General features: G+C 66.4%; 1 protein-coding gene. It reads left to right on the forward strand.

Annotation, left to right across the window (positions count from 1 at the left end; all coding sequences use genetic code 11):
• A partial coding sequence (locus DVK07_RS21865; RefSeq protein WP_394338909.1) for a serine O-acetyltransferase occupies nt 1–440 on the forward strand: 440 nt, incomplete at both ends.

Here is a 440-nt window from a genome sequence, read left to right on the forward strand (position 1 = left end):
TCCCCGATATCCGCGAGCGACTGAAGAAAGACGTGGAGGCGGCGTACAAAGGCGACCCCGCCGCGCGCAGCTACGTCGAAATCATCCGGTCGTACCCCGGCGTGCAGGCCATCGTCGTCCACCGGGTCGCCCACGCCTTCTACGAGGCCGGCGCGCCCGCGTACGCCCGCGAACTCGCCGAGTACGCGAAGATGGAGTCGGGCATCGACATCCACCCCGGCGCGACCATCGGCGACTACTTCTTCATCGACCACGGCACCGGCGTCGTCATCGGCGAGACGACGACCATCGGCGAGTGGGCGCGCATCTATCAGGACGTGACGCTCGGCGCGCTCCACTTCGAGGAGGACGAAGACGACGAACACTCGCTCAAGAAGGGGTACAAACGCCACCCGGACATCGGTGACAGCGTCGTCATCGGCGCGGGGACCAAAGTGCTC

The organism is Halorubrum sp. Atlit-26R, assembly GCF_003666015.1.
Lineage (GTDB): Archaea > Halobacteriota > Halobacteria > Halobacteriales > Haloferacaceae > Halorubrum.